Origin of the sequence: Pseudoalteromonas sp. SG43-5, assembly GCF_014164345.1 — a bacterium.
GTDB lineage: Bacteria > Pseudomonadota > Gammaproteobacteria > Enterobacterales > Alteromonadaceae > Pseudoalteromonas > Pseudoalteromonas distincta.
The window spans coordinates 241,798-266,895 of sequence record NZ_JACJFA010000003.1 but is presented as its reverse complement, the minus strand read 5'-3'; the positions used below and the strand labels follow the sequence as shown (position 1 = coordinate 266,895).

The following is a 25,098-nucleotide window of genomic DNA, read 5'->3' as shown; positions in this document are numbered from 1 at the left end:
TAAATTGGTAATATAATTAAAAAACCTTACCGATTTTTTTGACTAGTAACCAAGGATGATTATGAAAAACAACACACAGCTAATTTTAGCACTAGCGGCCTCTTTAATTTGTTACTCAACATATATTGTATTGATAGATAAGCCTTTTAGTTTGCAAGCGCTTAACCTGTTTTTATTTCCCGTTATTTTATATTTTGTGTTTATTCGTTCGCGCAATGTTGAGCAAAGCCCGTTAAAGGCTGTACGCGTTGAGGGGCAAATATTATACGTTTATAAGCAAGTGTTTAATATTAACGATATTAACAAAGTTGTCATCGATAAAACTAAGAGGCACGGTATATTTGCACTACCATATAATCAAGTTGATGGTAAAACAACTGAGTTTATTTTCAATAAAGATGCGTTTGAATCTTTAAAATCCTACCTTTTACAAAACATTCCAAATGTAAAAATTATTGAATAAAGTAAAGAAGTAACAATGAATTTAAAGAGCATATATTATTCACTGGTTTTCTTACCGCGGCGAAAATCAATGAGGTGATAAATGAGAATATTTAGGAAAACAAACGAGTTTGATAAACTGTCGAGGCGTTACGCATGTATTAAATGTGGTACTTGGGTGAGCATAAAAGCCCAAAACTGTATGCAGTGCCAGCATAGTTTTACCAATAATGATAAAAGCTCAATGCAAACACTCTATAATCAAAATAAAGAACAAAACTGGCAACATGCATTATTGCCCATTATTTTTGTAATATTGGTAATAGCTTTATTGTTCATTTAATTTTTGCTTAAAATTTAAAAGCGCTCGACTGCAACTCTTTAACAAAATCCCTCTGTACTTTAACGTGTAAAAACTACCCATAATTAAAATAATTACTCTTGTTAATCCTTCACTAAATATCACATAGCTAACGTTTTTTAATAAATAAAATAAGCTTATAAATTTCAGTCACTTAAATTGTGGGTTTATTTATATTTACTCAGTTTTTTGGCACGTAAGTTGATACAGCTCCTAATAAACTTTAAAAAGGAATTACCATGACTGCTGAATACTTTATGGTACTAGGGTTACTCGGTGTTGCATTTTTTGCTGTTGCAGGGGCATTGCTTGGGTATGAAAAAAACATTAGTGGCTTTGGCGTCGTAGTGGTTGCAACCGTTACTGCACTAGGGGGCGGTACCCTCAGAGATATACTTTTAAACAAACCAGTATTTTGGATTGCTACCCCAGAGTATTTATATTCAACCTATGGGGCCGTTATAGCAACAATTGCATTTATTCGATATTTACCGCGCGTTAATAATTACTACTTTTTATTAGTAGACGCTGTGGGTATGGCGTTATTTAATATTATGGGTATAGAAAAAGCACTCATTAATGGCTCTGGTATGGTGGTCGCAATTACCATGGGTATCACTACAGGTATATTTGGTGGTTTAATACGTGACGTAATTTGCCGTGAGGTACCAACTGTTATGCGCAGCGAACCATACGCCTCTGCGTGTTTAGCGGGTGGTGCAGTCTATGCTGCTTTATTTAGCCTTAATGTAGATTACATTTGGTGTATTTTAGGCTCATTTTTCACGACTATCTTTTTAAGATTAGGCTCTTTGCATTGGGGTTGGCATTTAACTATTTTCAGAAAAAAAGACTTCAGAGATCAAAGCGACTAATTTTAGCTACGAGTAGCTCGCGTTTGCATGTGGTACTCGTAATTATCCTCATCCGTTATAGTAAAACCCAGCCGCTTATAAAGTCCTAATGCTGGGTTGTTTTTAAGCACGGTGAGTTTAATGGGTTTTGACTGCGCATTTGTAATAACTTGTTCAATAACCGCTTTCCCATACCCTTTATTTTGGTGCAATGGATGTATTTGTAATTGCATTATTTCAACGTATTGAGCGTGTGTTTGGTATTTTAAAGTACCAATTGGTACCTCATTTATAACTATAAGATGGGAGCAGTCATATTGATCATTAAGCCTTAAAACATGCTGTTGCTTAGTTATACCAATCCGCAATAATACTTAATCATTTTGCGGGGCTAAACGTGTCGCTAGCTGCGTTAAAAAATGCTCATTTAGAACAACTAAATAGCGAATTTTTTGCCTAGCTATCAACACGTTTTTCCAGCCTCAAAATAGATCACTTAATTAAGCGAATTGGTATTAAAAATAACCCGGCATTTTCTAAGTGTTCTACCATAGTCAGTTTTCTGAGGCTTAATAAGTAGTCTCGGTCTGAATATGCTGCCTTTATGAATTTAAAAACCATAGTGCTCCCTTGCAACAGCCTTAATGTTTATATTTGTAGAACGAACCAAAATAAGTGCGCAGTATTAAATGTGCAAGCCAAACTAACAAAGGCAAGACTACCAATACCCAAGTGCTTTCCACCAAAGCCCGCCAATAACTCCCCATACACTTAAATTAATAACGCTCATTATAAGGCCCATTACCCACCAGTCTTTTAACGATACATAGCCTGAGCCAAACACTATGGGTGATGTGCCTGTTGCGTAATGCGTTAACGACATCATCAGTGATGAGGCGCCAGCTAACAGTAAACCTAAAAATAAAGGCGGAGCGCCAAGCGCCAAACCTGCGGCGTAAAATGCGGCAAACATAGCAGTAATATGTGCTGTGGTACTGGCAAAAAAGTAATGAGCATAAAAATACACAGCTACCAATATAATAGCCGATACAATCCAGTCAAAGCCCAGTTGCGCAATGTTGCTCTCAACAAGTGTTGAAAACCACGTTACCAAACCTAGTTTATTTAAAAAAGTGGCCATCATTACTAATGCAGAAAACCAAACAACGGTATCCCACGCAGACTTTTCTTTAAGTACATCGTCCCAGCTTAATACACCAGTCACTAATAGAACCGACAAACCCAAAAAAGCCACTGCGGTTGTGTTAACTGCGTAGTCAGCCCCTAAAATCATTGCAGGCACGCCGGCCCATAAAATAAGCAGCATGGCAAAAACACCCACCATTATTTTTTCGCCGTAACTCATTGGGCCCATTTCAGTTAATTTAGATTCTGCGTAGGTTTTAGCATCGGGCGTACTTTTAACTTCAGGTGGGTAAATGGCATAAACAACCAAAGGCACAAGGACAATACATAGCAAACCAGGAACAAGCGCTGCCAGCGCCCACGTACCCCAAGTAATACTAATATTTGCACCAGTAGCATCTGCAATAAGCTTTACAATTAGAGGGTTAGGAGCCGTGGCGGTAATAAACATAGCTGATGTAATAGGGTTTATATGGTAACTCACTAAAGCAAGGTAGTGCCCAATTTTACGAGAGGTGCCTTCCTCAGGGGTTGAGCCAAAGCTTGTTGCTATAGACTTCATTATTGGGTGAATAATAGCACCGCCTCGCGCGGTATTACTTGGCGTTACAGGCGATATAACAAGTTCAGAAAGTGCGAGTGCATAGCCAATACCAACTGTTTTTTTACCAAAAAGAGAAATAAAATTATAGCCAATACGATTTCCCAAACCAGTTTTAGCTAAACCCCGAGAAATAATAATAGCAATACCAATCAACCAAATTAATGAGTTAGAAAAGCCACTTAATGCATCTTTAATAGCGCCAGATGGGCTGTCATTAGTTACGCCGGTTAACGCAACAGAAGTAATAGCTAAAATAGCAATGGCGCCGATAGGCATTGCTTTACCAATAATGGCAACTACAGTACCAATAAATAAAGCGAGCAAATGCCATGCGTTTTCGGTAACACCTTGCGGAGGCGGTACAGCAAACCAAAGTAGTAAAACAATGGCTATAGAAATCAGTCCAGAGGTAACTCGAATATCAGTACCCTTCATTAAAAAATGTCCCTAAGTTTTAGAAATGCATGCATTCTGTGTATTGAAAAGGCGACGTTATTTTACTTCATTTTATAATAAAAAAAATGACGCATATCATATGAATATTAGACTTATTTAATTTTATTAATAAAGAGGTAATAAACCATAAACTAAAGTGATTGATTACATTACCCTATGAGAGCTTACGTTGTGCTTAATCAACTCTTATATTTTTAAGAGTTAGCTTGAATTGTTTTATCGACTAGCAAGGTCTTTGTAAGTCTTAACGAATACTTGGAAATACAATGAACTTAAAATTAACCAACAACGTGATTACTTTTTTATTAGCGAGTAGCTTTTTGTTACTTGGCTTATCGTTTGCGTTAGGAGCAAACCCTAATACGTTAACGGCTACATTTAGCTTTTACGGCGTTGATTCGCTAATGTCTGTATCTGCGTTAGGTTTAATTAGTGGCTCATTTATGATTGCCTTAGCGTTTGCCACCGTGCTCGCTCGCCTTAAATTAATGAAACCTACACCAGCACTTTTACTTGCAGCAATTATAAGTTTAGTTGCATTACTTACCTTGTTTGCCAGTAACCGTTGGATGGCTCAACTTGGCGGCTTTCCAATCATTGGTAGTGGGCAGGGCATAATTAAATACTTTGCTGTAGTGCCTTTGTATTTGTTTTTATTTTATAAAGACAAACTTACCGACAAACAACACGTACTTTTAAACTTTATACCTGTTGCCATGGTTTTATTGTGGATTGGCGGCATGAAGTTTTATGAGTTTGAAGCAAAAGGCATTGTAAGTTTAGTAGAAACTTCACCGTTTATGTCGTGGTTATACACGGTATTTAGCGTACAAGGCGCGTCTAACATGATTGGCGGGTTTGATGTATTATTTGCTGTGTTATTGGGCTTAGGGCTATTTTTAAATAATAAAAAGCTAATTATTATAAGTGGCTTAGCGTGTTTAAGTGTATTTATGATGACCCAAACATTCTTAATTACCGCCACCGGTGCATTTAGTTCTTCCACTTTATTGGAGCGTTTAGGGCAATTTGTAATTAAAGATTTGTGGTATATAGCCAACCTTGTTGTTATTGCTTTTTTAATGATTTTTAAGCCGACTAAATAAAGAGAGCGTTATGATCAGTTGCAACCAATACGACTACATCGAAATTGCTTGTATGCACCATTTAAGCATTGAGCTTATATTAAAAAATGGCGATGGTGTATGTGGGATAGCAACTGACACAAAACGCAATGCACTCAAACAAGAGTGCATTGCCATTAACGTAAATGGCGAGCTAAAGCTTATAGAACTTTCCAGCATTAGCGTAATTAAAGCCCTCACACAAAACCCGTATTTTAACGTAGTAAATTTTGAGGCTAAGTAAACACTCCCGCAATAGCATTATTAATAATTGCGCATACAGAGTCCTGTAAACCTCTGTTGAAAAAGAACTATGTATATAACCCGCAACATCAGCTCTAATTTACAACCCCAGCCCGATAACCTTATTAAACACGCATATTGTACCTTTTCACAAAGTCACTTTTATAATAGCCCTAATTATTTGTTTACATTAGAGTTATTTAGTGGAATTATTGAACAATCTAATATACGCCGTTCAGAGGATTTATAAACTCCAAAATTGGTGTTCAAGAAGCTGTTGTGTCCATAGGTAGGTTTGGAGTTAAAATGTAATGACTGTGAATTTAGAATTGTTACGAACAATTTTCTCAGGAGCTACTTTAGTTTCTGTCGTTATCGCATACTTCTCATTGAGAGCAACTAAAAAGAAACAACAAGATGATTCCGATGTTGCCCATGACAAAGAAATAATAGTCCAAGCAAAGCTATCCTTGGGTTGGGCATATGAAACGATTGAAATAGATTCCGAATCAAATATGCCTAAAGCTGATCGCCTTATGTGGTTAACTTCTGCTCGGCATATATTGAGATATTATAATTTAAGAGATAGCCTTAAAACTTCAATGTATAAAACAATATGTGCAGAACATGAAGAATACTCTAGGCACAAGTTTTACCGTATGTTTTCCAATTCAAATTTTTTATTCGGCAGCTATTTTAAAAAATCTGATGGTTCGGGTTATTCAGAAAATATTGAAGTACGGTCAGCTATGGTTTTATCAATTTTTTCTCAATGGAATGCTAGTACTGTTGATCCCATTGATAGTTTTACAAAAGAGGAACTAAAGGAACAGAACCCTTACCGTGGAGATCTTGGGCGTGGTATTCAGCACTATCAAGAAATTCTTGAAGATGAACTAAGCAAAATGAAATAATGAACGTAACAAGGAAATAATAGTGAAGTATATGGGCGCTCCCTTGAAGTCAAGACGAGCCTATATATAAATATCAAAATTGAGGCGTTTTAAATGACTAATGATGAAGTTGTTTCAAAGCTGCGTAGTGCAAAAGTTAAAGTTGTACTTTATGTCTCGGGCTTATTTTTACTTTTAACCTATGTTGATTTTTATTTGGCCGACACTTCGGAAAAAACAACACAAAGCATGCTATCAAGTTCACCGTTCTCTATTATTATTTTTGTTTGCCTACAATTAGCGATAATGCTGATCTTTACTTATTTGGAGAAAATCCTTATTGGTATAAATCAAACAAAAAATAATGCCGATATATCAAATTGAAATAACAGGCTTTTGAATTATTACCAGAGCCTTTTTTTGAAAATCTATGTATAACTGAGTATTTGATTGAACCAAAATAGGAACTTCAGCTATGGTTTATTTATCAAAAAACAAATAAAAACGAGTTAATCCATTAGGCTTATTATGTGTTTTTGGAGTTGTGGTGAATAATTTAATTGAAGATACCGAACTATCTTTCAAATTACTTGAGTACTCAATAAGAAACATGTGTTACGCAGAGTTAGGAGAAATTGATGCTGATTTATTTGGACAAGATCTTCAATTGAACCTTGATGAAGAAGGTGTTTCTTATTCTTCTGGTGAATTTAAAAATCAAGATAGTATTGTTCGTGCATCTCAAATGGCAGTAAGTACAGCTTTTGGCGCAACGGCTATTTGTTTAGATTGTATTTTAGAGAAAGTGAAATCTGATGATAGTGAAATAAAAATTATAAAATCACTAATATCCGCTACTCGTAATGCATTTTCTCACGGTATAGCATCGCCAGAATGGTTTGTTAAACCTCACAAGTTTGAGGTGTTAGATTTAAGTTTTGTTGGTGGTATTAGAGTTAATTTAGAAAATTTAAATGGGCAACCATTTGATTATTCGCAAATAGGTGGCTTAGCTGTTTGGTATAGAGTTAAATCACATATAATTTTATACGTATCAAACACGTAACAACACGCCCTGAGGTGGACGACTAGTAAAATTTAGTTATTAATTGCAAACTTTAAAAGTGGTGAGCCTCTACGTTTTTACCACCTAAATGCAATCCTCATCCATTTACATACCAGAGATCTATATAGGCCTACCTCTGCTTTTTATTGCTCATAATACGCTTTAGCCCAAATCAACTATGCAATTACAACGATTAGAAAAAGCAGCCACTCTACAAATGTTTGCCTTAGAAAAGTGGGCAATTAAAACCTAAATATAGCCATACATCTTGATGGTTTCGTTCAATAAATTGCGCTATCCCCGCTTATTTTACTTCAGCGGTGCCATTAAACGCGCGCAAGTCCCTTAAAACCAAGACCCTAAAAAAATAATTATAGGAGGTCCTGTAGTCAAATAACAATACTTTAGTAAACGCTAGTTCATATTGCGTGACGTAATATCCATACAGAATTTTAAGTTAAACATACGTTCGTGCAGCGTTCCCATTTTTATTTGACTCAATTTATTGGACATTCTTTTTATGAAATTAAAGTTATTTATCGCAATTATTTTTAGCACTTCGATGTCGTCTTACGCGACAGAAGCAGTAGATAAAACGGAGTTTTCATTCGAAGACTTAAAAGCCCTAGCAAAAGCCTCAGCCGAAAAGCCCTATACGCCAACTAAGGTGCCAGCGCCGGAGTTAATCGATAAAATTACGTATGACGAACACTGGAAAATACGCTTTAAAGAAGATGAAACCTTATACCCAAGTGGAAAAAAGGCGCCCGTACAATTATTTTACCCTGGCCGATATTTTCCTGAGCCAGTAAGTATTTACATCAGAGACGATAAAAATCAGGTTCAAAATGTACCTTTTAGTAATGACGTTTTTGATATGCCTGATGACAGCCCAGCTCACGATCTCCCAGAAGGGTTTGGATTTGCAGGCTTTAGAATAATGCGCCCAGATATGAAACCCGATTGGATATCTTTTTTAGGCGCGTCTTATTTTCGTACCGACGGCCCAGAGGGGCAATATGGACTCTCGGCCCGAGGTATCGCGATTAATACGGGTATGAATCAGCCAGAAGAATTTCCGCGCTTTTCTGCATTTTGGATTGGCCCCGCAGAGAAAAAAGGTGAAAGTGTGTCTGTTTGGGCATTGCTTGAAGGGCCTTCTATCACTGGTGCTTATCGATTTGGTTTAAGTAAAGATAACAAAGAAGCCAAAGGCCATATTACCTCTGTAACGGCTAATTTGTATATGCGCGCCGATGTTGAACGCTTAGGCGTAGCACCGTTAACCAGTATGTATTGGTACTCACAAAAAGATAAAACAGAAGCTAAAGATTGGCGCCCAGAAATTCACGATAGCGATGGCCTTGCGATTCACACAGGATCGGGTCAATACGTTTGGCGCCCATTAAATAATCCTCAGTCGGTGTCAACCAATAGCTTTATTGATGAGAACCCAAAAGGGTTTGGTTTAATCCAAAGAGATCGTGACTTTAATAACTACCAAGACGACGGCGTATTTTACAATAAGCGTTCATCAGCGTGGATTAAACCTACTGGCGATTGGGGCAAAGGCGCAGTTCAGTTAATCGAAATTCCTACAAAAGATGAAACGTTCGACAATATTGTTGCCTACTGGGTGCCCGAAAAAGAGGCGCGCAAAGGTGATGAGTTTACCTTTTCTTATGATATTGAATGGCGTCCACTCGATCCAAAATCAAAAAACCTTGCAAGCGTTGTAAATACTCGCCAAGGCTTAGGCGGAATTCCCGGCCAGCCTATTCCTGAAGGCGTTAACAAGATGGTGATTGATTTTGAAGGTCCAGTATTTAAAGGCTTAGATAACAAAAGTGGTATAAAGCCGATTGTTGAAGCCAGCAACGGTGAAATATTAGAACCTATTGGAGTTTATCCGGTAGTTGGTACAAACCAATGGCGATTAGCGTTTGACTACAAACAAGCTAACAACAATCCGGTGAACATACGCGCGTATTTAGTTGATAAAAATGATGAAGCTATAACTGAAACATGGGTAAGTGATGCAAAGGTAACGATTAAATAAGACCTTAAATAAGCATTAAAGTAAAACGGGTGGCTATATTTTGATTTTCTGTCAATTATAGCCACCATAATGTCTATTAAAACGCCAATCAAAACACCATTAAAACTCCCTTTTATATCCCACCTAAAATACAGTAATCGATTGAATCAAAATATGAACTCGGCTATGGTTTGTTTATCAATAAAAATAAAAAAACGAGTTAACCTGCAGCTTATTAGCTGTTTCGAGGGATTGTATGTTTTTTTTGAGTAAATTATTTTGTTGGGAGCGAGGCCGACAAAAATCAGGCTACGATAAAATGTTGATTTGTGGTGCTACGTGGCCAATTAAATTTGATACATATTTGCTTAAATTCCCACAAGGAAGTGAAATAGCACCACACACAGACAAAGTTGAATCTGGTAAACACTATCGGTTGAATATAGTGCTTAAAAAAGCAGATTTGGGTGGTGAGTTTATTTGTAGTAATCCGATATTTGAAACAAAGCGGGTTAAGCTATTCCGCCCTGATGTAAGTGAGCATCAGGTATCAAAAGTTATAAAAGGTAATAGATATTTACTCAGCATTGGGTGGATAAAAGGGAGCGCTAAATGCTAGATTTAAGACCTAATTGTGAATGTTGTGATAAGAATCTACCTGCACAGTCCACAGAGGCTTTTATTTGTTCATTTGAATGCACATTTTGTTCTGGCTGTGCTCAAACGGTATTAAATAACGTGTGCCCAAACTGCTCAGGTAATTTGGTTCAGCGGCCAATTCGCCCTTTGGCTGCACTAAAAAATTACCCAGCATCGACTAAACGGGTATTAAAAGAAAGTGGTTGTGCGCCAAGCACATAAAAACATAAAGTATAATAATTACATTTCTGGGTATGGAGATCTGATGAGAAAATCCTTTGAATTTACTGTTAAGTCAATCAAAGTTAAAATAATTAACACTTGGTTTAGTGGTGCTAAATTATATGTGAATGGTGACTTACGAGATACTGACAAAACTTTGTTAGCTATTAGAAATAATACTTTACTATCTGCAAATTTAGGTGAGTTGGGTGTTCTAGAAATCAAGCCATTATCGGGTTTAATTACCGTCGAAATGGATGCATATTTGGTTAATGGTACAAACATTCAACATGTATATAGCTCACATAAACGCCTTAGCCTAAAAGAGCAAAGGGCAGCCCGATAAAGCTACTTTAAATAACGTATATTCCTGCATTTACCTGCCTTCAGTAATAACCTCCAAATGACTTTGAGGAGGTTTAAGCCCCTAAGCATACCAAGTTAATATACTTGGTTTACTCGATTACCTTAAATCACTCACACTCTTTCACATAAAGTAAAAGCGCGCTGTACATTACACTGAGTGCCTTTGTTACATCGCCGTCTATAACCGCTTCTGCTGGGTGATGGCTTATACCGCCAGGGCTGCGTATAAACAACATGCCAACGGGGCAAATTGGAGCGATTGTCATTGCATCGTGCCCTGCGCCTGAGGCAAGTGAAGGCGATGCTTGGTTATTGAGTTTACATGCGCTTGAAAACAAATGCTGAATAGTGGTGTCGCACGCAACGGCATCGGCGGCATGCGTCCATTGCCAATCAAGCGTTAAATTGCGTTTGCTTGCTATAGATTGAGCGCTGTTTTGTATGACGCTTAGTAAGTTAGCGAGATCGGTGTCGCTTTGTGCGCGTGCGTCTAGGCTTATGGTTGTTTTGCCTGCAATCACGTTTGTAGCCCCAGGGCGAGACTGTATTTGCCCTACGGTGGCAACTTCGCCATTTTTAGCATTACTTGCTAGTTTTTCAATTTCGGTTACTAATTCAGCGCAGCCTGCTAGTGAATCCTGCCTCAAGTTCATTGGGGTTGTACCCGCATGACCGCTTTGGCCTGTTAGGGTAAGCATGGCGCGCTTTGCTCCTGCGATTGCAGTTACAACGCCTAACGCCTGATTAACCGATTCGAGTACAGGACCTTGTTCAATATGAGTTTCCCAGTAACCTAGTAATTCGTTTTTGTTTAGTGCGGCCTTTGCATAGTCGTTGGGGTTTAAACCAAAGTCGAGCATGGCTTGGCGCATAGTTATGCCGTTTGTGTCTTCAATGTTTAGCCACTGTGGGTCAAATTCGTTAGCGAGGGCTTTTGAGCCAATTAAAGTTGTGGCAAAGCGGGTGCCTTCTTCATCGCAAAAGCCCACTACATCTAAATGAAAGGGCAGGTCGAGCTTTAACTTATGTGCAAGCGCTGCAATTTCTATCCCCAGTAGTACACCTAAAATACCATCAAACGCACCTGCGTTTGGTACGGTGTCGAGGTGCGATCCTATAATTAAACGTTTAGCATGTGGGTTTGATGATTTTAGTCGCCCCCAAAGGTTGCCCACTTCGTCTTGCCACGATTGCATGCCTGCCTCAACCATCCACGATGCAGTAACGGCGTTACACTCTTTGTGCTCTTTTGATAAGTACACGCGGTGAATACCGCCTTGCATTTGCGATAGTGCGCTGAGGGTTTTACAGCGAGATAAAGCGCGTGTTGCGTATTCATCAGCAAGTTCTTTGTCTAATAAAGGGCTGTGTTGTGGGCTTACAATCGTCATGCTAAATCCTTTTTTTATTTATAGTGAGCAAGGGCGGCAATGGCGGCTTCGCCTTTAGGGCCTTTGTAACCGTTGGCATGTAAGCAGGCATCTAGGCTTGCCAATGTTTGTAATACGGCATCTTTACGGGCGTTGTAGCCCATGGTGCCAATACGCCAAATTTTGCCATGCAGCGGGCCAAACGAGGTGCCAATTTCTATTCCAAAATCGGTTAGCATTTGCCCGCGTACGTGATCGGCATTAATGCCCTCGGGTATATACACACCCAGTACGTTGTTCATTTTATGCGTTAAATCGCCAAATACATTTAAGCCCAGTGCTTGAATGCCTGTTAGCATGGCATCGCCATGTAATTTGTGGCGCGCTACGCAGTTATCCACGCCTTCTTCAATAACAATGCGGGCGCATTCTGAGGCGCAATACAGCATGCTGGTGGCTTCGGTATGATGATTAAGGCGCTCTTCCCCCCAGTAATTCATGATCATACCTAAATCAAAGTAGTTTGAGCGTACAAAGGGCTCGGTGCCGTCGGTATGCTCCGCTGTACGAATACCCGCCTCTACTTTTTTACGTTTTTGGATCCAATCAGCGCATTTGTCGCTCAGTGTTAATGGCGCTGATCCAGAAGGTCCGCCTAAACACTTTTGCAGACCAACAGAAAGTGCATCGAGTTTCCATTCATCGGCAGGAAGTTCGTTACCCACAATGGAGGCGGTAGCATCACAATAAAATAGTACATCGTGCTTTTGGCAAATATCGCCAATATGCTCAAGAGGTTGGTTCATGGTGGTGGATGTATCGCCTTGTACCATAGCAAGTACATGGGGTTTTACATCAACAATGGCTTTTTCGATTTGTTCTGGCGTAAACACTTCGCCCCACGGTACTTCTATTGTGTGCACCTTTGCGCCAACGCGTTCTGCTATTTCAGCAAGTAGGTGGCCAAAGCGCCCCATAATTGGCACAAGGACTTTATCGCCTGGGCGTACAATTGAGCATAATACGGCTTCAATCCCTGCGCGCGATGTGCCATCTATTAGCATGGTCCATTCGTTTTTGGTTTTAAAAATTTCGCGGTAACGTGCCATGGTTTCGTTCATAAAACCGGTCATTACTGGGTCGTATTGGCCTATAAGCTGCGCCGACATAGCACGTAAAACACGAGGGTCGGCATTAATTGGGCCTGGTCCCATTAATAAACGCTGTGGTGGGTTTAAGGTTTGAACTTGCGTGTTATTAAACATATTTTAGGCTCCCAGAGTCTGAATAAGCATGCGTATGCCGGTTATCATTAAGACAACGGCAAAGGCGCGTTTTAGTTGTTTTTGATCCAGCTTGCTACCAATTTTTACGCCAATAGGCGCAAATAAAATAGTCAACGGAATAATAAGAAAAAAGGCAGGGAGGTTAACCAACCCCCACGTACCTAGGGGAGCATCGGTTGGCGTTGTGCCAATACTTAATAAGGTAATAACGCCTGGTAGTGCAATCAATAAACCAAAAACGGCCGCAGTACCTACTGCAACATGGGCGCGTACATTAAATGCGTTTAGCATAGGTACGCCAATAGTGCCGCCACCTATGCCAATCATTACCGACAAACCACCTACAATACTTGCCATAACCCCTTGACCAAATTTTCCTGGCAGTTGTTTTACAAGCGCGGGTGCGCCGGCTCTAAATAGCATGTTTAAACTGACTAAAATAGCAATACAGGCAAACATAAGTACCAGTGCATTACCGCGTATTGAGTGCGCTAAGTAGCTGCCTACAACGGCCATAACTAAAATAAATGGTGCCCAGTATTTTACTAGCGCAAGGTCAATATTCCCTTTGCTATGATGCGAGCGAATAGATGAAAGCGAAGTAGGTACTATGGTTGCAAGTGATGTAGCGGTGGCTATCATCATTGCCGACTCTGGGCTTACGCCAAAACCTTGCAGTAAAAAATACAGCACAGGGACGATAACAATACCGCCGCCTACACCAAAAAGTCCTGCTAAAATACCGGCAAAAATACCGGTTGCTATTAAGGCTACTATAATTGGCCATTGATTTATTATTTCTGACATTGTGTTCCTGCTGTAGTTACTGTTGCACGTCCATCTGAACGAGGATCTGTTGCAGCTTCAAGGCTTGTAGGTGTATCTAAAATAGCCCCAGCGTGCCCCATCATTTCGTTATTATTATCAACGCTTACCCAATCGTGGTCACGTTGATTTAATTCATGTTCTATATGAAAAACTAACTCTTTTTCAATTTTTAAATTTGTACTCGTATCGCCCCATGTTCGTCCAAGTAACCAACGAGGGTCGCTAATTGCTTGTTTTATAGATTTATTTCGCCACGCGTAGCCTGCAAAAACAGTGGCTTGAGTTTGTGGCTGCCCTTCACCGCCCATTGTTCCGTAAGCAAGTCGACGACCATCGCTAAACTTTGCCAGTGCTGGGTTAAGTGTATGAGCGGGCTTTTTATTTGGAGCAAGGGCGTTGGTATCTTGATTGTTTAAACTAAAGCTTAAACCACGGTTATTCCACACAAAGCCGCCTTCACTCATTAATATTCCGCTGCCAAATTCCCAGTAAATGCTTTGAATAAAGCTGACTAATTGCCCGTTTTTATCTCTGGCTGCCATCCACACAGTATCGCCAGGCTCTGCGTTAAATGGCCATTTTTTGGCTTTGGCCATATCAATATTGTTAGCAAGTTCGTTTAAGCGATTATCGGTTAGTGCGTTTTTATAATCGTCTCCTAATGCTTCAGGGTCAGCCCAAAGGGTAGGGCGATGGGTAAAGCTTTGTTTAGTTGCCTCAACAATTAAATGTGTCCAGTCGGCATCGGTTTTAGCTAAATGCTTTAACTTATTTACGGCACCAATTATTTGTAGTGAATGCACGCCCTGTGTTGGCGCGGGTAAGTTGTAGCAATCAATACCACTGAGGTTTGCATTTAGCGCAGTAACTACCTCGGCTTTAGTATTTGCAATGTCACCTGCGGTAATTGAGCTGCCTGCTTTTGCTAAGTCGGCGGCAAATGAGTTGGCAAGTGCGCCTTCATAAAATGCGTTTAAGCCATGTTTTGCTAGGTATTCAAACGTTGCTGCAAGTTTAGGGTTTTTAAAATGTTGACCTGCTTGCAAGGGCTTGCCATTGGGTATGTAGAGGCTTTTAAACGCCTCATTGGTATTGTTAGCAGTGGCTAGTTTTTCGCAGCCTGCTTGCAAGCTTTTTGTAACTGTAAAGCCCTCGCGCGCAAGCTCAATAGCGGGTGCTAAAATTTGTGACAGTGGTAGTGCTGCGTGCTCATCTAGTTCAAGCGCCTTTTGCCAACCGCGAATTGTACCCGCTTGAGTCAGTGCGCTTAACCCGCCGCGCTCTGGTATTTGCGCGAGCGAGTTATAGGGCGTTGTATTAGTTGCTGCACGGCCGCAGGCGTCAATAGCGGTAGGCGTTTTTTGGTTTGGGTTATCGATAAGCCAAAAGCTGTCGCCACCAATTGAGTTCATATGTGGATATACAACGCTAATAGCAGCGGCAGCCGCTACCATAGCCTCGGTAGCTGTACCGCCTTGTTTTAGTATATTTATACCCGCCTCAGTGGCCGAAAAATGAGACGCGGTAAATGCAATGTTGTGTGTGGTCATGCCGGTGTGTCCTGTTTAAAGTGTGCAGCTAGGTGCTTAACGCAAGCAAGTAGGCTTTTATCGTTACCGTGGCTCATCATTAATGAAAAACCATACGGATGATCATTTGCTAAATCAGCCAGCGGTAAATGCACTTGCGCTGAGCCACTAAGCCCTGCAATTGCCGAAAGCGTAATAATTTGCATGCGTAAGGCGCTTGTGTCGGCGCCTAATTTAGGTGCGGTTGTGGGGGTGGTTGGCAAAAATAAACAGCTGTTTGTATTTAGGTTTTTAGCTATTAGTGTTTGCCATTGGGTTTGTACTTTTAGTGCTTCTTGTTCTTCTTGAACAGTTAGGGCAAGCGCCATATTAAAACGTGCCGCAATTGCTGGAGCAAACTGGGGAAGTTGCCCCGGCAATTGAAGCCAGTCTTTATGCGTTTTTGCGATTGCTCGCCCTTGCAGTACTCTAAAACTATCAGCAAGTTCATTTAATAAGCTGCTGTTAGGCAGTTCAAATTCTTTATGGTGCTTAAAATTAGGCTTGGTTTTTTCAAGCAATTGTTTAAGTGGGGCTTGTAAAGCAGGGTCAACGAGTTCAAATAACGGCTCGCAAATAACTAAGGTATCAACGTTATTAATAGCTTGATTTGGTAGCAGTACATTACCTACATCGCTTAATAGCTCAGCGCTTTGGGTAAGCCAACCTATGGTATCAAAAGGCGGAGCCAACGGTATTAGGCCGTCTTTTTCAATCACGTTATGGCTTGGCCTTATGCCATATAAACCACAATAGCTGGCGGGTATTCTAATTGAGCCGCCAGTGTCGGTGCCTAAGCCAATATCAGCTAAGTTAGCAGCAACGGATGCAGCAGACCCCATACTCGAACCACCGCAGGCATGCCCTTTTAATTTAGGATTTTGCGCAGCGCCATAATGTATATTATTACCCTCTAAGCTATAAGCCAGTTCGTCAGTATGGGAAAAGCCTATAAAGTTACAACCAGCGGTCATGAGCTTATTAACCGAGCTTGCCGTATTTTGAGCCGGTTTAGCTGTTTTAAACCAGTGTGGGTTGCCTGCGCTGTTACGCTCGCCCTTTACTGCAAATACATCTTTTACAGCTAAGCGATTGTTTGCAAGCACTCCAGAGTGGTTTGTTTGCCACAGGGTAGGACCGTGATTGCAAAATATACCTTTGTTGTTTTTTTTATCACTCATTTGCAGCTCATTATTATAAAACTGACCAAGTACTTACTTATTAAGTTAAGAGTGATTAAAAAGCGGGCTGGTTATTATTATTATGAATACCAATTTTATTAAAAACATGATCATTTTATCGGATTAAATAGCGCACTCACTGCGTCATTTTCTTCGCGTTATAATAGATCACTAATTTAATGCAATTGCTAAGGCTCCGCTTTTTAATCGGTAGTTTTGATTTTATAGTGCTTAGACTAAGCAAGAGGAATGCCATAAATTAAAATCCTGTCCAACTGGTCAGGTTTTGTTGGGTTGTATGAGATTTGTAAATGTGGTCTGTAGAAATAGTGAGATTAAAATGAGCTAAAACAAACCAACTTGGTGCGCAGATGCACCAAGTTGGTCTCTATTTATATGGTTTTGAGTGCTAAATAAGGGGCGTTTTACTGATGATTAAACCGTTAATATCGGCGTAAACCCAATTGTTAGGTTCAATAGTGGTGCTAAGCATGGTAACAGCTTGGTTTTTATCACCAAAGCCGCGCTTTAAGGTACTACGCGGTGTAGAGCCTAGCGCCATTACAGGTAAGTTCATCGTGGCAAGTATTTCTATATCTCGGCAACAGCCATTTATTATTACGCCTTCCCAGCCATTATTTAGGGCACGCTCAGCCATAATATCGCCTATAAACGCAAAGCGTTTGCTTGCAAACCCGTTTATAACCAATACTTTACCTTCACCATTTTCATGCAATATATCGGCGGCAAAAGAGTTGTCTTCTGGGCAGGTAACGGTAACTACTTTGCCATAAAACGTGGTTTTTTTACCAAAGTGATAAAGGCCGCTGTCTGCTACTTGCACGTTATCGCGATGATCGTCAAATAAATCGGGTGTAGTAAAGGGTGTCATGGGTTAAGTCTCACTTTGCTCAGGTATTTTAAGACCAATACCTTTTAAAATTATGTGGGCAATTGATTGCGTAATTTGTGCCACATCGGTTTCGTCGTACTCTAATTTGTTCATTACGAGTAAAACCTCAGCCTGAAAGTCGGCGTAATATTGTGTGGTAGACCAAATAGTAAAGAGCAAATGGTAGGGATCAACCTTATCCATTTTATCAGCGTCCATCCATGCTTGAAGTACATCAACCTTTTGTTTAACCCAAGGGCGGGTATTGGTTCTAAAGTAGTTTTGTAAATAGGGTGCACCGCGCAGTATTTCACTGGCAAATAAGCGAGATTGCATTGGCTGATTTACGGCCAGTATTACTTTGCTTTTAATATAGTTATAAAGCACGGTAGCTGGATCGTCGTTAATTGTGACGTTATCGAGCCCTAAGTTCCAATTAGCTATTATGCGGTCAATCACAGACTCGTACAGACCATCCTTACTTTTAAAGTAATACAAAATATTAGCTTTTGGCACCTGCGCTTCTTTAGCAACCATGCTCATACTTGCTCCGTCGTAACCTAATTGCGAAAACAATTGCTCGGCGGCATCTAAAATTAGTTTTTGGTTTTTCTCGCGTGTGACTTCTTTTTTATTTGGCTTTATTTTTGTGGTCATTATAAAGTTTGCGTGTTTAACGTATTGATTGATTGTAGCTTTACTGACCAAAAGGTCAATTACTAAAAAGGGTGAATGCTAAAAACAAATGAGAGGTTTAAGCTATTAACTTTAGGGTCTGTTGATCTTTGCGGATTAAAATTTGTTCAAACTAGGGGCTATTTAATCGCGGCGCGAGATTTGTAACCTAGTGGGCTAAGTAAAAACCGAGCAAAGCTTCCGCGTCCTGCTCACGCCCCTTACCTACATCCATGTAGGCAACAAAGAGTAAGTAGCCCCTAGGAAGAACCCTTTGGGCAGCGCCTGTTTGGCATTAATGCTACGTTATCGCCCATTAATGGGGAATAACCACACTATATAGGCTCTGCCTTGCCTAAATACCAAACAGACTGCTGCAAATTCAACCTTGAAAGAACAACAGACCCTTATTGTTTAATTAAATAATTACTGTTAGTTTAGTTTCAAATTTACGAGTAGTACTTTTGGATTGGCAAATGGATTTTATAAGCAAAAATAAATACACGCTTTATGGAGTCGCGGCCATATTACTGTGGAGTTGCTTAGTTGCATTACTACGGGATATTTCTGAGTTGTTTAGCCCCATTGGTGGTGCGGCGGCTATGTATTCTGTCAGTGCGATATTTTTAATTTTGGTTATGGGAGTGCCCAAGTTTAGTGGTTTTTCGAAACGTTACTTGGTAATAGGTACTTTATTATTTGTATCGTACGAAATTTGCTTGGCGCTTTCTATTGGTATGGCAAACAGCCGTCATCAGGCAATGGAAATGGCGGTTATTAATTATTTATGGCCCACGCTGACTATACTGCTCTCTATTATTATTGGTCGTAAAAAAGTAAGTTTCTGGGTTTACCCAAGCATGATCATTGCTTTTTTAGGCGTTGCTTGGTGTATTACAGGCGATCAAAAAATGTCACTCGATACGCTTGTTACTAACTTTGCTGATAATCCTGCTACTTATTTAATGGCATTAGCTGCAGCGTTTATATGGGCTATTTATTGCGTAGTAACGCAAAAGCTGAGTAATGGTAAAAATGCTATTACGTTATTTTTTACTGTCACGGCAATGAGTTTGTGGGCGCAATATGGTTTTAGTAATGAAGCGCCATTAACGTTTTCACTCAGCTCAAGCATAACGTTGCTATTAGCTGGTGTAGTAGTGGGGAGCGGTTATGCACTGTGGAATCAAGCTATTATTGGCGGTAACTTAATGCTTTTGGGAACACTTTCGTACTTTACACCGGTGTTTTCTACTATTATTTCGGCGTTGTATTTATCTATTACGCTGAGTGCTTCGTTTTGGCAGGGGGTTGTACTGGTAACCGTGGGCTCGCTAATTTGCTACTTTGTAACGCGAGAAAAGCCTAAACAACCTCAAATAGCGTCTGCAACATAAGGCTAATTTTATTAAAAATAAGCCCTATTATTTTAGGGCTTTTTGTTGCGTGCAGATTATTTTGCATTATTTACCTGCGCTAGTAACTCTATAACTTTTTGTTGACCAAATGTTTGTGCAAATTGCTCTGCTGTTTGGCCTGCTTTGTTTTGATGCGCGTTATCGCAATCAAGTGATACGAGTGTTTTAGCTATACTAAATTCACCTCTAAAAATAGCGGCCATTAGCGCTGTGTTGCCACGGTTATCTTCTAGACAGGCATTAGCGCCTAAGTGTAAAAGTGTGTTAACCGTGTTTTTATTACCATGGTAAGTAGCAATCATTAACGCGGTGTAGCCTTTATTGTTGTAGCTGTCGATAGGAATACCGGCATCTACAAATTGCTCTATTACAGCTGTGTCGTTTGTGCGTGCTGCGGCAAAGTAATAAGCAAATAAGCTATCGTATTGAGTTTTTGCAGAATGTTGGGTTTCAGATTGCGTACTGGGTGTTTGTGTATCTGATGTATTTTGAGCGTAAACGCTACTGGTAAAGCTCAGAAATAGAGCGACTATAATTAATAAATTACGCATAACAATTGTCTCTTATAAAAGAGGAAGGGTTTATTCCTTCCTCATGATTGTGGTTTAAATAGCTATTTAGTTGGGACTAATTGCTTTTAACTAGTTGCTTATAAGTTAGCGGCTAGTTGTTTAACCATTTTAAGGTCGCCGTTTACAGCTTTAGTTAAGCGTGTACCGTACTCACTATCAGCTTTGTAAAAGTGGCTAAGCATTTTGTGTTTAACACTGCTGTTTTGCACTTTGCCTAAATCGCCTGCTAGGTTATTAATTAGGTTTGTACGTTCTTGCTTGCTAAAACCACGGTAAATAACACCTGCTTGCGCGAAGTTTTGCTGCTTTTTAATCGCAGCTTGTTGTACAAAGCCTTTTAGCTCTGTGTTACTTCTACGTGCAATTGGGTTTTCAGCTACGTTTTCTTGGCTTGGCTGGTAGTTCACATTGCTTGTAGTGTTACCAATATTCATTGCGCCGTCTTGGTTGTAGTTAACCACTTCAACTTTTGCACGGTTAATTGGCAGTTGCTGGTGGTTAGCACCTAGGCGGTACATTTGTGTATCAGCGTAAGAAAACATACGACCTTGTAATAGTCTGTCTTCTGATGGCTCAATACCTGGAATAATGTTTGCCGGTGCCATTGCTACTTGTTCCGTAGATTGGAAGAAGTTAGTTGGCATACGGTTTAGGGTCATTGTTCCTACTTTAGTTTCTTTAATGTCTAACCACATTTTTGTTGCATCTAACGGGTTGTAATCAAAGTCATCAAGCTGCGATGGATCAAGCGTTTTAATGTACAGATCCCATTTAGGGAAATTGCCTTTGCCAATTTCGCTGTAAAGGTCGCGTGTTAAGTGTTGGAAGTCTTGGCTTTGCACTTTAGCTACTTCTTTTGCGTCAAGGTTATCAATACCTTGTTGGCTTACCCAATGAAACTTAACGTATTTAACATCGCCCGATTTGTTAATCATTTTGTATGCATGTACACCCCAACCGTCCATTTTACGAAGACTTGCTGGTGTACCGTAGTCGCTGTAAACCCACGTTAGCATTTGTGTAGAACCTGGTTCGTGCGAGAAAAAGTCAAATACGCGGTTAGGATCTTGAATATTATCAACCGGAGATGGTTTTAAAGAGTGAACCATGTCTGGAAATTTAATCGCATCGCGAATAAAGAACACCGGTAAGTTGTTACCTACTAAATCCCAGTTACCTTGGTCTGTGTAAAACTTAGTTGCAAAGCCACGTGGGTCACGCAGTGTTTCTGGGCTGCCTTTTGAGTGAATTACCGATGAAAAACGAACAAATACGTCTGTTTCTTTACCAGCTTGTGCAAACGGTGCTGCAATTGTTAAATCGTCTAGCTCTTTTGATGCTACAAACACACCGTGTGCGCCGGTACCACGAGCATGCACAACACGCTCAGGAATACGCTCACGTGCAAAGCGTTGCAGTTTTTGAATTAGTTGCACGTCTTCTAGTAATACACTGCCACGTTCGCCAGCAGTAATTGAATTTTGGTTGTCGCCAACAGCTGCGCCATTATCTTTAGTAAGAGTTGTTGCTGCGCTTGCCGGTAATGCCATTGCAAGTGCCAGTGCAGTTAGTGTTAATTTTGTTTTGTTTATTTGAGTATTCATTGTCGACCTCATCTATTTAAAAGTGCCGGCAGTGGTGCAGGCTGTTAATCTGTTAACGATAGTATTAATTTTATTAACTTCGGTAAAACTGATTAATTAGATTAATGTGATTTGTAAAACAGATGAGATGAATTTGCTGATACACTTTTTACATTAATGTAATTTTTTTACTACGACCTTAGTCGCAATATGCTTTTATAAAATTTATTAAATACAAAGGTTTTTAGTTTTATCTGGCGGTATTTTCACCAACCTGGTGCGTTTTATACTTACAGTGTGTTGACATATTCGCACAATAAAGGGAATATGCTCAACCAGTGAGCTTATGCCCATTGCTGAGTTGCACTAAAAAGTTGCACAATATTAATCGCGCTTAACTCGTTATACTTAAATTAGCTAAACCAAACAGTGTTAATAAGGTGACAAGATGAATACTAATATTGAGCTAGTGATATTTGATTGCGATGGCGTTGTTATTGATAGCGAAATTTTAAGCGCACAAGTACTCATTAATATGCTTGTTGAAAAAGGCGTTGAGATTGACCGCGCTTATGTACAGCAACACTTTTTAGGCTGCAACTTTAAAACAGTAAGCCAAAAAATAGCGGATGCATTTAATGTCACTCTTCCTGAAAGCTTTGAAGGTGACTACCGCGAGGCACTATTAAACGAATTTGAAACCGGACTAACCACGACTGATGGTATAGAAGACGTACTTAACAATTTAGCTGTGCCTATTTGTATAGCTACAAGCAGTAGCCCAGCACGCACCGCAAAAGCGTTGAGCGTAGTGAGTTTAAGTAAGTACTTTAGCGATACGGTTTTTACCAGCAGCGAAGTTAAGCGTGGTAAACCGGCGCCTGATTTATTTTTACATGCAGCTAAGCAAATGGGTGTAAAGCCAGAGCATTGCTTAGTAATTGAAGACAGTAAAGCCGGCGTAAATGCAGGAATTGACGCCAATATGCAAGTACTGCATTACAGCGGTGGGCAACATATGCAAGGCTCTGTTAATCATGTACACAGTGCTTACCCAAATGTTGATCATTTAACGCATTGGCAAGATTTTTTTAGTGCATACCCTGCACTTAAAAAGCAGTAAACACGCAGCTTTTTAAATAAACAAAGTTTTAAACGCGATTTGCTCGCCTTACACACTGACAGGCAAGCAAACGCAAAATATAAATGTAGATGGTTTTGCTTTACTAAAAATAAAACAAAACATGGCAAAAGATCATGCGTTTATAAGCCAAATTATAAAAGGCAAAGTATTTAGGTACTATACCAATCTGCTTGAATATGGGGTTTATTTAACGATAAGAAAATTGCACTGTAACTAGGCAAAAATTTTTATATCTAGTTGTTCTAAATATAAAATTTTTAACGACGTTATGGGGTAATTTAACTCGTTAAATTATCCAAATAGTTATGCAGATTGGTATCAAATGCTTTGCTGTTAACAATAGGAAATACCATGGCAACGAGTCCACACACACAAACATTTAAAGATGTAAACGAAGAGCAACTTCCTGTTGCTAATAATAAGCTTCACGGCTGGAAACATTTTGCAGGGCTATATGCTGGCGAACATGTTGCGGCTACTGAATTTGTTATTGGTGCAACGTTTGTTGCATTAGGCGCTTCAACCATCGACATTCTACTGGGTTTATTAATAGGAAACCTGTTAGCAATGTGTTCTTGGTGGCTGATTACTGCACCCATTGCAGTAGAAACCCGCTTAAGTTTATATAACTACTTAAACAAAATTGCTGGTAACTCAATGACCAAGCTCTATAACTGGGCTAACGTGGTTATTTTTAGTGTTATATCGGCCGCGATGATCACGGTATCCTCCACCGCCGTGCGGTTTTTGTTTGATATACCTGCGCAACTTGATTGGTATCCAAATAGCTTTTGGTTTGTAGCCATTGTTTTAGCTGTTGGCTCCATTGTTGTATTTGTTGCGATGTATGGCTTTTCTACGGTTGCTGACTTTTCAAAGCTGTGTGCGCCGTGGCTATTTGTTATATTTATTGCAGGCTCGTTTGCGTTATTCCCTGAGCTTTCAAATCACGTATTAGGTTCTACCTCTTTAACTAGCTTTAGCGACTTTATGACCATAGGCGACTCCTCCATATGGACGGGCACCAATGCCGATGGTGAAAAGGGCATTGGCCTATTAGAAGTGATTGGCTTTGCATGGGCTGCTAACTCAATAACTCACTTTGGTTTAATCGACATGGCTATTTTTAGATTTGCTAAACGCAAAAGCTATGGTTTGTTTTCTGGTGTGGGCATGTTTTTTGGTCATTACTTAGCGTGGATCTCTGCCGGTATTATGGGCGCAGGTGTTGCGGTATTACTTAAAACAACTATTTCATCACTTGATCCGGGCGATGTTGCATACCATGCATTAGGTTGGACTGGTTTTGTTATTGTAATTATTGCCGGTTGGACTACAGCTAACGCAAACCTTTACCGTGCAGGCCTTGCAGCGCAATCTATATTTGTTAATCAATCACGTGAACGCACCACCGCTATTGTAGGTGTTGTAACCGTAATTATTGCGTGTTTCCCGTTTGTATTTTCTCAAATGCTTCCGCTACTTACATACGCAGGCTTATTAGTTGTACCAGTAGGCGGCATTGTGTTTGCTGAGCATGTGTTATTTCCTAAAATTGGCCTAACACGTTACTGGGCTAAATATAAAAATATTACCCGCAGCGTACCGGCTATAGCATCTTGGGCGTTAGCACTTGTGTTTGGCTTTGGCTTAAACGCAATTGATGTAATGTCGTTTTACTACTTGTTTATTCCTACATGGATTTTCACCATTGTTGTTTACACGCTTTTAGCTAAAAAATACGGCGCTGGTGACGACTACACACAAGAGATTGCAGCAGAAAAGCAAGAGCAACGTGATATTAAAGAATATCAAGCAGCTGAGGCTAAAGACATTCCAAAGCCAGTAATTGACAGCTCTGTATTTACCAAAGTACTTAACGCGGTTTCTACTGTTTCGTTGGTTATTATTTTTATATTTGCCAGCCAAGTGATGTTTTTCAGTGAAACTATGAGTATGTACAGCGCTAATAAATCGCAATTCGAAATAGCCTGTTTTATTTGTACTGTTATTTATTTTGTTACTGCGTACTGGTCGTTAAAACGCCATAAAGTACTCAATACAGCATCGTAATTACTTATCGTAATACAGTATCGTAATTTATATTTTATCTTTGTTTAGTAAGGTC

General features: G+C 39.8%; 25 protein-coding genes. 14 read left to right on the top strand and 11 right to left on the bottom strand.

The window, feature by feature from the left end:
- The first annotated feature begins 61 nt into the window (after window positions 1-61).
- Both H5161_RS05280 and H5161_RS05275 read left to right on the top strand, forming a co-directional pair.
- Window positions 62-463 (top strand): hypothetical protein, encoded by a 402-nt coding sequence (locus tag H5161_RS05280; protein ID WP_182747438.1) that lies wholly within the window; start codon window positions 62-64, stop codon window positions 461-463.
- 578 nt (window positions 464-1,041) lie between these two features.
- The gene (locus tag H5161_RS05275) at window positions 1,042-1,677 is read left to right on the top strand and encodes a trimeric intracellular cation channel family protein (protein WP_004334621.1); all 636 of its coding nucleotides are present in this window, start codon (window positions 1,042-1,044) and stop codon (window positions 1,675-1,677) included.
- 2 nt (window positions 1,678-1,679) lie between these two features.
- Here the strand turns inward: H5161_RS05275 and H5161_RS05270 are convergent, their stop codons facing one another.
- Complete coding sequence (locus H5161_RS05270; RefSeq protein ID WP_182768843.1) at window positions 1,680-2,024, bottom strand: N-acetyltransferase; 345 nt, start codon at window positions 2,022-2,024, stop codon at window positions 1,680-1,682.
- Between the two features lie 350 nt (window positions 2,025-2,374).
- Complete coding sequence (locus tag H5161_RS05265; RefSeq protein WP_182768842.1) at window positions 2,375-3,841, bottom strand: DASS family sodium-coupled anion symporter; 1,467 nt, start codon at window positions 3,839-3,841, stop codon at window positions 2,375-2,377.
- Window positions 3,842-4,128: 287 nt separating this feature from the next.
- On the opposite strand from H5161_RS05265, the gene H5161_RS05260 reads away from it, so the two are divergent.
- The 9 genes from H5161_RS05260 to H5161_RS05220 all read left to right on the top strand — a co-directional run bounded on the left by H5161_RS05260 (window position 4,129) and on the right by H5161_RS05220 (window position 10,433).
- Complete coding sequence (locus H5161_RS05260; RefSeq protein ID WP_182724095.1) at window positions 4,129-4,968, top strand: DUF417 family protein; 840 nt, start codon at window positions 4,129-4,131, stop codon at window positions 4,966-4,968.
- A gap of 10 nt (window positions 4,969-4,978) precedes the next feature.
- On the top strand, window positions 4,979-5,230 hold the full coding sequence (locus H5161_RS05255) for a Rho-binding antiterminator (RefSeq protein ID WP_182768841.1): 252 nt from the start codon (window positions 4,979-4,981) through the stop codon (window positions 5,228-5,230).
- A 310-nt stretch (window positions 5,231-5,540) separates the two neighbouring features.
- On the top strand, window positions 5,541-6,143 hold the full coding sequence (locus H5161_RS05250; RefSeq protein WP_182768840.1) for a hypothetical protein: 603 nt from the start codon (window positions 5,541-5,543) through the stop codon (window positions 6,141-6,143).
- Between the two features lie 93 nt (window positions 6,144-6,236).
- Window positions 6,237-6,506 (top strand): hypothetical protein, encoded by a 270-nt coding sequence (locus H5161_RS05245; protein WP_182768839.1) that lies wholly within the window; start codon window positions 6,237-6,239, stop codon window positions 6,504-6,506.
- 163 nt (window positions 6,507-6,669) lie between these two features.
- Window positions 6,670-7,188, top strand: a complete 519-nt coding sequence (locus H5161_RS05240) for a hypothetical protein (RefSeq protein ID WP_182768838.1) — start codon at window positions 6,670-6,672, stop codon at window positions 7,186-7,188.
- A gap of 520 nt (window positions 7,189-7,708) precedes the next feature.
- The gene (locus tag H5161_RS05235; protein WP_182768837.1) at window positions 7,709-9,247 is read left to right on the top strand and encodes a glucan biosynthesis protein; all 1,539 of its coding nucleotides are present in this window, start codon (window positions 7,709-7,711) and stop codon (window positions 9,245-9,247) included.
- 235 nt (window positions 9,248-9,482) lie between these two features.
- Complete coding sequence (locus H5161_RS05230; RefSeq protein WP_149593221.1) at window positions 9,483-9,845, top strand: 2OG-Fe(II) oxygenase; 363 nt, start codon at window positions 9,483-9,485, stop codon at window positions 9,843-9,845.
- Entirely contained in the window at window positions 9,839-10,087 is a 249-nt protein-coding gene (locus H5161_RS05225) for a DUF1272 domain-containing protein (RefSeq protein WP_182768836.1), read from the top strand. Before H5161_RS05230 ends, H5161_RS05225 begins: the two co-directional genes overlap by 7 nt.
- 43 nt (window positions 10,088-10,130) lie before the next feature.
- Window positions 10,131-10,433, top strand: a complete 303-nt coding sequence (locus H5161_RS05220; protein WP_024596154.1) for a hypothetical protein — start codon at window positions 10,131-10,133, stop codon at window positions 10,431-10,433.
- A 127-nt stretch (window positions 10,434-10,560) separates the two neighbouring features.
- On the opposite strand, the gene H5161_RS05215 is transcribed toward H5161_RS05220, so the two are convergent.
- The 7 genes from H5161_RS05215 to H5161_RS05185 form a co-directional block, all read right to left on the bottom strand.
- On the bottom strand, window positions 10,561-11,844 hold the full coding sequence (locus H5161_RS05215; protein WP_182768835.1) for an allantoate amidohydrolase: 1,284 nt from the start codon (window positions 11,842-11,844) through the stop codon (window positions 10,561-10,563).
- A 14-nt stretch (window positions 11,845-11,858) separates the two neighbouring features.
- Window positions 11,859-13,088 (bottom strand): alanine--glyoxylate aminotransferase family protein, encoded by a 1,230-nt coding sequence (locus H5161_RS05210; protein ID WP_182768834.1) that lies wholly within the window; start codon window positions 13,086-13,088, stop codon window positions 11,859-11,861.
- Window positions 13,089-13,091: 3 nt separating this feature from the next.
- Window positions 13,092-13,916 carry a sulfite exporter TauE/SafE family protein gene (locus H5161_RS05205; protein ID WP_182768833.1) on the bottom strand — a complete coding sequence of 275 codons (825 nt, stop codon included), beginning with the start codon at window positions 13,914-13,916 and terminating at the stop codon, window positions 13,092-13,094.
- A complete protein-coding gene (locus H5161_RS05200; protein WP_182768832.1) occupies window positions 13,904-15,487 on the bottom strand; it encodes a gamma-glutamyltransferase family protein in 1,584 nt (527 codons plus the stop codon). The genes H5161_RS05205 and H5161_RS05200 overlap by 13 nt, the downstream gene beginning before the upstream one ends.
- Complete coding sequence (locus tag H5161_RS05195) at window positions 15,484-16,686, bottom strand: amidase family protein (RefSeq protein ID WP_182768831.1); 1,203 nt, start codon at window positions 16,684-16,686, stop codon at window positions 15,484-15,486. The genes H5161_RS05200 and H5161_RS05195 overlap by 4 nt, the downstream gene beginning before the upstream one ends.
- A gap of 409 nt (window positions 16,687-17,095) precedes the next feature.
- Window positions 17,096-17,578 carry a putative 4-hydroxy-4-methyl-2-oxoglutarate aldolase gene (locus tag H5161_RS05190; RefSeq protein ID WP_182711736.1) on the bottom strand — a complete coding sequence of 161 codons (483 nt, stop codon included), beginning with the start codon at window positions 17,576-17,578 and terminating at the stop codon, window positions 17,096-17,098.
- 3 nt (window positions 17,579-17,581) lie between these two features.
- Window positions 17,582-18,235: a TetR/AcrR family transcriptional regulator gene (locus H5161_RS05185; RefSeq protein ID WP_182695363.1), complete on the bottom strand. Its 654-nt coding sequence runs from the start codon at window positions 18,233-18,235 to the stop codon at window positions 17,582-17,584.
- A gap of 494 nt (window positions 18,236-18,729) precedes the next feature.
- Between H5161_RS05185 and yddG the strand changes: the two genes are divergently transcribed.
- Window positions 18,730-19,650, top strand: coding sequence for an aromatic amino acid DMT transporter YddG (yddG, locus tag H5161_RS05180; RefSeq protein ID WP_024595737.1), 921 nt, complete (start codon window positions 18,730-18,732; stop codon window positions 19,648-19,650).
- A gap of 56 nt (window positions 19,651-19,706) precedes the next feature.
- Here the strand turns inward: yddG and H5161_RS05175 are convergent, their stop codons facing one another.
- Together H5161_RS05175 and H5161_RS05170 are read right to left on the bottom strand one after the other, a co-directional pair.
- Window positions 19,707-20,222 (bottom strand): ankyrin repeat domain-containing protein, encoded by a 516-nt coding sequence (locus H5161_RS05175; RefSeq protein WP_004334678.1) that lies wholly within the window; start codon window positions 20,220-20,222, stop codon window positions 19,707-19,709.
- Window positions 20,223-20,320: 98 nt separating this feature from the next.
- The gene (locus H5161_RS05170; protein WP_039488381.1) at window positions 20,321-21,847 is read right to left on the bottom strand and encodes a catalase; all 1,527 of its coding nucleotides are present in this window, start codon (window positions 21,845-21,847) and stop codon (window positions 20,321-20,323) included.
- 427 nt (window positions 21,848-22,274) lie between these two features.
- Here H5161_RS05170 and H5161_RS05165 point away from each other — a divergent pair, with 427 nt between their 5' ends.
- The gene (locus H5161_RS05165; protein WP_149593207.1) at window positions 22,275-22,949 is read left to right on the top strand and encodes an HAD family phosphatase; all 675 of its coding nucleotides are present in this window, start codon (window positions 22,275-22,277) and stop codon (window positions 22,947-22,949) included.
- Window positions 22,950-23,321: 372 nt separating this feature from the next.
- A complete protein-coding gene (locus H5161_RS05160) occupies window positions 23,322-25,043 on the top strand; it encodes a cytosine permease (protein ID WP_004334683.1) in 1,722 nt (573 codons plus the stop codon).
- Window positions 25,044-25,098 lie beyond the last annotated feature (55 nt).

Bases quoted from the DNA above. Each gene is read 5' to 3' on its own strand.
- H5161_RS05280 (WP_182747438.1), top strand. From the start codon at position 62: ATGAAAAACAACACACAGCTAATTTTAGCACTAGCGGCCTCTTTAATT.
- H5161_RS05275 (WP_004334621.1), top strand. From the start codon at position 1,042: ATGACTGCTGAATACTTTATGGTACTAGGGTTACTCGGTGTTGCATTT.
- H5161_RS05265 (WP_182768842.1), bottom strand. From the start codon at position 3,841: ATGAAGGGTACTGATATTCGAGTTACCTCTGGACTGATTTCTATAGCC.
- H5161_RS05260 (WP_182724095.1), top strand. From the start codon at position 4,129: ATGAACTTAAAATTAACCAACAACGTGATTACTTTTTTATTAGCGAGT.
- H5161_RS05255 (WP_182768841.1), top strand. From the start codon at position 4,979: ATGATCAGTTGCAACCAATACGACTACATCGAAATTGCTTGTATGCAC.
- H5161_RS05250 (WP_182768840.1), top strand. From the start codon at position 5,541: ATGACTGTGAATTTAGAATTGTTACGAACAATTTTCTCAGGAGCTACT.
- H5161_RS05245 (WP_182768839.1), top strand. From the start codon at position 6,237: ATGACTAATGATGAAGTTGTTTCAAAGCTGCGTAGTGCAAAAGTTAAA.
- H5161_RS05235 (WP_182768837.1), top strand. From the start codon at position 7,709: ATGAAATTAAAGTTATTTATCGCAATTATTTTTAGCACTTCGATGTCG.
- H5161_RS05230 (WP_149593221.1), top strand. From the start codon at position 9,483: ATGTTTTTTTTGAGTAAATTATTTTGTTGGGAGCGAGGCCGACAAAAA.
- H5161_RS05225 (WP_182768836.1), top strand. From the start codon at position 9,839: ATGCTAGATTTAAGACCTAATTGTGAATGTTGTGATAAGAATCTACCT.
- H5161_RS05220 (WP_024596154.1), top strand. From the start codon at position 10,131: ATGAGAAAATCCTTTGAATTTACTGTTAAGTCAATCAAAGTTAAAATA.
- H5161_RS05215 (WP_182768835.1), bottom strand. From the start codon at position 11,844: ATGACGATTGTAAGCCCACAACACAGCCCTTTATTAGACAAAGAACTT.
- H5161_RS05210 (WP_182768834.1), bottom strand. From the start codon at position 13,088: ATGTTTAATAACACGCAAGTTCAAACCTTAAACCCACCACAGCGTTTA.
- H5161_RS05205 (WP_182768833.1), bottom strand. From the start codon at position 13,916: ATGTCAGAAATAATAAATCAATGGCCAATTATAGTAGCCTTAATAGCA.
- H5161_RS05200 (WP_182768832.1), bottom strand. From the start codon at position 15,487: ATGACCACACACAACATTGCATTTACCGCGTCTCATTTTTCGGCCACT.
- H5161_RS05195 (WP_182768831.1), bottom strand. From the start codon at position 16,686: ATGAGTGATAAAAAAAACAACAAAGGTATATTTTGCAATCACGGTCCT.
- H5161_RS05190 (WP_182711736.1), bottom strand. From the start codon at position 17,578: ATGACACCCTTTACTACACCCGATTTATTTGACGATCATCGCGATAAC.
- H5161_RS05185 (WP_182695363.1), bottom strand. From the start codon at position 18,235: ATGACCACAAAAATAAAGCCAAATAAAAAAGAAGTCACACGCGAGAAA.
- yddG (WP_024595737.1), top strand. From the start codon at position 18,730: ATGGATTTTATAAGCAAAAATAAATACACGCTTTATGGAGTCGCGGCC.
- H5161_RS05175 (WP_004334678.1), bottom strand. From the start codon at position 20,222: ATGCGTAATTTATTAATTATAGTCGCTCTATTTCTGAGCTTTACCAGT.
- H5161_RS05170 (WP_039488381.1), bottom strand. From the start codon at position 21,847: ATGAATACTCAAATAAACAAAACAAAATTAACACTAACTGCACTGGCA.
- H5161_RS05165 (WP_149593207.1), top strand. From the start codon at position 22,275: ATGAATACTAATATTGAGCTAGTGATATTTGATTGCGATGGCGTTGTT.
- H5161_RS05160 (WP_004334683.1), top strand. From the start codon at position 23,322: ATGGCAACGAGTCCACACACACAAACATTTAAAGATGTAAACGAAGAG.